The sequence below is a fragment of the Pseudomonas sp. YuFO8 genome (assembly GCF_035065025.1).
Classification (GTDB): domain Bacteria; phylum Pseudomonadota; class Gammaproteobacteria; order Pseudomonadales; family Pseudomonadaceae; genus Aquipseudomonas; species Aquipseudomonas putida_AE.
Window position 1 is genome coordinate 167,114 of record NZ_JAXDEQ010000013.1, and the last position, 6,767, is coordinate 173,880.

The 6,767-nt window shown below is 60.5% G+C and carries 4 protein-coding genes; 2 read left to right on the forward strand and 2 right to left on the reverse strand.

The window, feature by feature from the left end:
• Positions 1–57: 57 nt before the first annotated feature.
• On the forward strand, positions 58–1,980 hold the full coding sequence (locus SOP95_RS14430; RefSeq protein WP_323607404.1) for an acetyl-CoA hydrolase/transferase C-terminal domain-containing protein: 1,923 nt from the start codon (positions 58–60) through the stop codon (positions 1,978–1,980).
• A gap of 69 nt (positions 1,981–2,049) precedes the next feature.
• On the opposite strand, the gene SOP95_RS14435 is transcribed toward SOP95_RS14430, so the two are convergent.
• Both SOP95_RS14435 and rep read right to left on the reverse strand, forming a co-directional pair.
• The gene (locus SOP95_RS14435; RefSeq protein ID WP_007934646.1) at positions 2,050–2,622 is read right to left on the reverse strand and encodes a xanthine phosphoribosyltransferase; all 573 of its coding nucleotides are present in this window, start codon (positions 2,620–2,622) and stop codon (positions 2,050–2,052) included.
• 57 nt (positions 2,623–2,679) lie between these two features.
• Complete coding sequence (rep, locus tag SOP95_RS14440; protein WP_323607405.1) at positions 2,680–4,689, reverse strand: DNA helicase Rep; 2,010 nt, start codon at positions 4,687–4,689, stop codon at positions 2,680–2,682.
• 264 nt (positions 4,690–4,953) lie between these two features.
• Here rep and SOP95_RS14445 point away from each other — a divergent pair, with 264 nt between their 5' ends.
• Positions 4,954–6,627, forward strand: coding sequence for a putative bifunctional diguanylate cyclase/phosphodiesterase (locus tag SOP95_RS14445; RefSeq protein WP_274073704.1), 1,674 nt, complete (start codon positions 4,954–4,956; stop codon positions 6,625–6,627).
• Positions 6,628–6,767 lie beyond the last annotated feature (140 nt).

Below are 6,767 nucleotides of genomic sequence, written 5' to 3' on the forward strand. Positions count from 1 at the left end.
GTAAAGACCCGGCAAGCTCGGTCCAACCCCACTTCATGGAATGTACGGGAGGATCGGATGGTACAGCTGTGTTCTATCGAGCAAGCGGTCGATGAGGTGTTGGCGCGGTTGCCGGCGCATATCCACATGGGCCTGCCCCTGGGCCTGGGCAAACCCAACCCTTTCGTCAACGCGCTGTATCAACGTGTGGCGCAATTGCCGCAGCGGCAACTGACGATCTACACCGCCCTGTGCCTTGGTCGTCCAGCGCTGGGTGACGGATTGCAAAAGCGTTTTCTCGAACCCTTTGTCGAACGGGTCTTTGGCGATTATCCGGAACTGGATTTCCTCGCCGGCCTGCAGCGCGATAACTTGCCGGCAAACATTCACATCCAGCAGTTCTTCATGCAGCCGGGCAGCCTGCTCCACAGCGCGTCGGCCCAGCAGGATTACGTCAGCAGCAACTACAGCCACGCCGCCCGGGACATCAACGCCGCCGGCTTGAACCTGGTTGCGCAATTGGTGGCCAGCCATGCTGAGCATCCCGATCGCTTGAGCCTGAGCTGCAACCCGGACATCACCCTCGACCTGCTGCCGATGATCGCCAGGCGCCGGGAAGCCGGGGAGACGATCCTGATGGTCGGCCAGGTGCATGACGATTTGCCCTACATGCCCGGTGATGCCGAAGTCGGTATCGATACCTTCGACTTGCTGATCGACGAGAAGGACAGCACCACGCTGTTCTCCACGCCGAACATGCCAGTGGGTTTCCAGGATCATTTCATCGGGTTGCACGCCAGTACCTTGGTACGCGATGGCGGCACCCTGCAGATCGGCATCGGTTCCATGGGTGATGCGTTGACCGCTGCGTTGCTGGCGCGACAGGCCGACAGCGACGCTTACAAGGCTTTGCTGACCGACATCGATCTCAGCCCATGGGCGCAATTGATCGAGCGCGAAGGCGGCATCGATCCGTTCGCCAAGGGCCTGTACGGGTGCAGTGAAATGTTCGTCAACGGCTTGCTGGTGCTGGCCGACGCCGGGATCGTGCGGCGCAAGGTGTACCCGGATGTGTCGACCCAGCAGCAGGCCAATGCCGGCACCCTCGACGAAGCGGCGCAAACCGACGGCATTTCGGTGCATGGCGGGTTTTTCCTCGGGCCGCGCAGTTTCTATCAACGCCTGCGCGAGTTGCCGCAGAGCAAGCGGCTCGAATTCAACATGACCCGTATCAGCTACATCAACGAGCTATACGGGCAGGAAGAGCTCAAACGCTTGCAGCGGCTCGATGCGCGGTTCATCAACACGGCATTTACCATGACCCTGCTGGGCGCTGGCGTAGCGGATCAGCTGGAAGACGGGCGGGTGCTCAGCGGTGTGGGCGGGCAGTACAACTTCGTGGCCCAGGGCCATGCGCTGGAAGGGGCGCGGTCGGTGTTGCTGCTGCGCAGCTGGCGTGAGTCGGGCGGTGACGTCAGTTCCAACATTGTCTGGGAATACGGTCACTGCACGATCCCGCGACACCTGCGGGACATCGTGGTCACCGAATACGGCATTGCCGACCTTCGCGGGAAAACCGATGCGGCGGTGATCGAGGCATTGCTGAATATCAGTGATTCGCGCTTTCAGGCGGGGCTTATCGAGCAGGCACAGAAGGTGGGTAAGTTACCCAAGGATTTTCGCCTCGATCCGCGCTTCACCGATAACCGACCTGAGCGTTTACAGGCGATTCAGGCAAGGCATGCACGTCTGTTTCCGGAGTATCCGCTGGGCTGTGATTTCACCGAGGTCGAACGGGATCTGTTGCGGGCGTTGAACTGGCTCAAGAGCAAATTCAAGCTGAGTGAAGTGTTGGAGCTGGGTAAAGCTGCGCTGGATGCGCCGGAGCCTGCATCGTTCCCAGAACACCTGGAGCGTATGCAGCTGACGAAGCCGGAAGGGCTGAAAGAGGATTTGTATCAGCGGTTGCTGCTCACCGGCCTAAAGGCCACCGCGCAATAACGCCCAACGCAAAACCAACTGTGGGAGCCAGCAGGCTGGCTCCCACAGGGGAAATGCGGTGCTGCTGGCTTATTCGATGAAGGTTACAACGCCATCCTTCAGCGACTGAACACGGGCCAGGGACTCAACGCGATACCCCTGCGCATCCAGCTCCGCACGGCCGCCCTGGAACGACTTCTCGATCACGATCCCCAAGCCAGCCACGGTCGCGCCAGCCTGCTTGATGATCGAGATCAGCGCCTGTGATGCCTTACCGTTGGCCAGGAAGTCATCGATGATCAGCACGCGGTCGCTGCTGGTCAGATGGCGTGGAGAGATCGCCACGGTGCTTTCGGTCTGCTTGGTGAACGAGTAAACGGTCGCCGACAGCAGGTTTTCAGTCAGGGTCAGGGACTGGTGCTTGCGAGCGAAAATCACCGGCACACCGAGGTTCAGACCGGTCATGATCGCCGGGGCGATGCCCGAGGCTTCGATGGTGACAATCTTGGTGATGCCCGAATCCTTGAACAGCGTGGCGAATTCATCGCCGATCAGCTTCATCAGGGCCGGGTCGATCTGGTGGTTCAGAAAGGCGTCGACTTTCAGGACCTGATCGGAAAGCACGATGCCTTCTTCGCGAATTTTCTTGTGCAGTGCTTCCATGAAGCTGTCCTCGTTTGGCGTCTTTTGCGCCGAAGGTCTAAATAAAAGTGGTCAATTCTAGCGCTTTAACATCGCGCGTATATCCGCCAATGCGCTATTGCCGCGAACGGCCTTGACTTCGGTCGGGGTGTCGTCGTTGCCTTCCCAGGCAAGGTCGTCCGGCGGCAGTTCGTCGAGGAAGCGGCTCGGTGCGCAATCGATGATCTCGCCGTATTGCTTGCGCTTGGCGGCGAAGGTGAAGGCCAGGGTCTGGCGCGCGCGGGTGATGCCCACGTAGGCCAGGCGCCGCTCCTCTTCGATGGTGTCGGCTTCGATGCTGGAGCGGTGCGGGAGGATTTCCTCTTCCATGCCCATGATGAACACGTAGGGGAATTCCAGGCCCTTGGAGGCATGCAGGGTCATCATCTGCACGCCTTCGGCGCCATCTTCTTCTTCCTGCTGGCGCTCGAGCATATCGCGCAACACCAGTTTGCCGATGGCGTCTTCGACGGTCATCTCGCCGTCTTCGTCTTTCTCCAGGGTGTTCTTCAGCGCCTCGATCAGGAACCACACGTTGCCCATGCGGTAATCGGCGGCCTTGTCGCTGGAGCTGTTGGTGCGCAGCCAGTTCTCGTAGTCGATGTCCATGACCATGCTGCGCAGAGCCGAGATCGGGTCTTCGCCAGCGCATTGCTCGCGCACCTTGTCCATGAAGCGCTTGAACCGCGACAGGCGATCGGTGAAGCGGCTTTCCAGATGCTCGCCCAGGCCGATTTCGTCGGTGGCGGCATACATCGAGATTTTTCGCTCGGTGGCGTAGTTGCCCAGCTTCTCCAACGTAGTCGAACCGATCTCCCGGCGTGGGACGTTGATCACGCGCAGGAAGGCGTTGTCGTCGTCCGGGTTCACAATCAGGCGGAAATAGGCCATCAGGTCTTTCACTTCCTGGCGGCCGAAGAAGCTGTTGCCGCCGGACAGGCGATACGGCACCTGGTGGTGCTGCAACTTCAGTTCGATCAACTTGGCCTGGTAGTTACCCCGGTACAGGATCGCGAAATCGCTGTACGGCCGGTCGGTGCGCAAGTGCAGGCTGAGGATTTCCACGGCCACGCGCTCGGCTTCGGCGTCTTCGTTGCGGCAGCGGATCACGCGGATCTCGTCGCCGTGGCCCATCTCACTCCACAGCTGCTTTTCGAATTCGTGGGGGTTGTTCGAGATCAGCACGTTGGCGCAACGCAGGATGCGGCTGGTGGAGCGGTAGTTCTGCTCCAGCATCACCACTTTCAGGGACGGGTAGTCGTCCTTGAGCAGCATCAGGTTTTCCGGGCGGGCGCCGCGCCAGGCGTAGATCGACTGGTCATCGTCGCCGACCACGGTGAACTGGTTACGCTTGCCGATCAGCATCTTCACCAGCAGGTACTGGCTGGCGTTGGTGTCCTGGTATTCGTCCACCAGCAGGTAACGCACCTTGTTCTGCCACTTTTCCAGGATGTCGGCGTGCTCTTCGAACAGCTTCACCGGCAGCAGGATCAGGTCGTCGAAGTCCACCGCGTTGAACGCCTTGAGCGTGCGCTGGTAGTGGGTGTAGACGATGGCGGCGGTCTGTTCCTTGGGGTTGCGCGCGTTTTCCAGGGCCTGGGCCGGCAGGATCAGGTCGTTTTTCCAGGCGCCGATCATGTTCTTGATCTCGTCGACGCCGTCGTCGCCCGAGTATTCCTTTTGCATGATGTCGGTCATCAGGGCCTTGACGTCGGTCTCGTCGAAAATCGAGAAACCGGGTTTGTAGCCCAGCCGCACGTGTTCCTTGCGGATGATGTTCAGGCCCAGGTTGTGGAAGGTGCAGACCGTCAGGCCGCGACCCTCACCGGCGCGCAGCAGGGTGCCGACCCGCTCCTTCATCTCGCGCGCGGCCTTGTTGGTAAAGGTCATGGCGACGATGTACTGGGCGCGGATGCCGCAGTTCTGGATCAGGTGGGCAATCTTTCGGGTGATGACGCTGGTCTTGCCGGAGCCTGCACCGGCGAGCACCAAAAGAGGGCCGCCGACATAGCTCACGGCTTCTTGCTGCCGGGGATTGAGTCGGGACATAGGTAAATTCAGGAGTCAGTCACGAAATGGGCCGGCATTTTAACAGGCTCAGCGAATTGTGCTGCTCTGTCCGACTTGTGACGTACAACGCGATCTGTATTTGCCGGTTTTGTTACTTTCACGCAGGATGCGCAACGAATTCGCGTCTAATGTTGGTAATTTCCTGATACAAAGGCCTCGTTTGAAGGCCATGTCCATTGGTCATTAGGGATTGGCGCGGCATAATGCGGTCGCCTACATCCATGCAGAGTCTAGGGAGCTAGCTTGTCTACGCCTGTCGAACCCTTGCGTTTGCTGCTACTGGCCGAAGAGCCAGCGTGGGCAGCGTTGTTGCGCGAGTGTCTGGCTCCGATGGGGAGCTCGGCCGTGCTCATCAGTGCGCCGAGCTGGGAATCGGTCAGCAGTCTGTTCGATGACAACCGCAGCGCGGTGTTGTTGACGATCCCGGCCCTCCAGCCGGCGGCCGGTCGTTGCTGCTTGCCGACGGTATTGCTGCTCGAGCATGAGCCCCTGACCCCGCCCGACGGTGTAAGTGACTGGCTGGTACGCGACCATCTCGACCCGGGCATGCTGCGCCGTTGCCTGCGCCATGTGCGTGAGCGCGGCGTACTGGAAACCACCCTGCAGCGCCTGGCCGAGCAGGATCCGCTGACTGGCATCGCCAACCGCCAGGGTTTCCAGACCTTGCTGACGGCGCGCCTGGCGGAAAACGATGGTCGCGGCCTGGCCCTCGGTCACCTGGACCTCGACAACTTCCGTTACGCCAACGATGCCCTCGGCCATCAGGCCGGTGATCGCCTGATCCTGCAGGTGGTCGCGCGGCTCAAAGGCCAGCTTGAAGCCGGTGATCAACTGGCGCGACTGGGCAGCGATGAGTTCGCCTTGCTGATCGACACCCGACGCGCTCCTCAGCGCGCCGAATGGATGGCCGAGCGCATCACCGAAGCGTTGGCCGAGCCTTATTGGATCGACGGCGAAAGCCTGCTGATCGGCTCCAGCCTGGGCATTGCCCATGCACGGGCACAGGCTGGCGCCGACCCCCTGATGTGGCACGCGCATATCGCCATGCAGCAGGCCAAGAGCACCCAAGGCTGTACGTTTCATATTTTCAACGAGCGCATCAACCGCAACGCCCGCAGCATCGCCGACCTCGAAACCGAGCTACGCCGGGCCTTGCGCCGTGATGAGCTGGAACTGCATTACCAGCCCCGAATGAACCTTGAAGACGGGCAGATCGTCGGCCTCGAAGCCCTGGTGCGCTGGCGTCATGCTGAGCGCGGCTTGTTGCCACCGAGCGAATTCGTGCCGCTGGCCGAACAGAGCGGTTTGATTGTGCCGCTGGGTTACTGGGTCATTTCCCGGGCGTTGCGCGACATGCAGGCGTTGCTTGAGCTGGGTTTGCCGCCATTGCACATGGCGATCAACCTGTCGTTCCGGCAGTTCCAGGACAGTCAGTTGCTCTCGACCCTGAGCCGGCTGATTGCCGAGCGCGGAGTCGAGGCGCAGTGGCTGGAGTTCGAGCTGACCGAAACCGCTGTCATGCGCCGCAGCGACCTGGTCAAGCAAACCATGGACGCCCTTGGCCGCCTGGGCGTGCGCTTCTCCCTCGATGACTTCGGCACCGGCTTTTCCTCGTTCGTGCACCTCAACAGCCTGCCGATCACGCTGCTGAAGATCGACAAGAGCTTTGTCGGCGGCATGGAACAGCGCGAAGAAAACCGCCAGCTGGTGCACGCGATGATCAACCTGGCGCACAACCTCAAACTGGAAGTCGTCGCCGAAGGCGTGGAGACACCGGAGCAACTGGAATTGTTGCGCGGGTTCGATTGCGATCAGGTGCAGGGGTATCTGATCAGCAAGCCGTTGCCGTTGGCGGAGCTGGTGCAATACCTGACGTTTGACAGCAGCCAGCAGGCGCCGCTGGAAGTCGTGGTTTAAACACCCACGCAAAACTGTAGGAGCTGGCTTGCCAGCGAAGACGGTTTGTCATTCAACACATTTGTCGACTGACCCACCGCCTTCGCTGGCAAGCCAGCTCCTATGTATGGACTCGCCCCCACTGTCTACCCGCTTTTAAA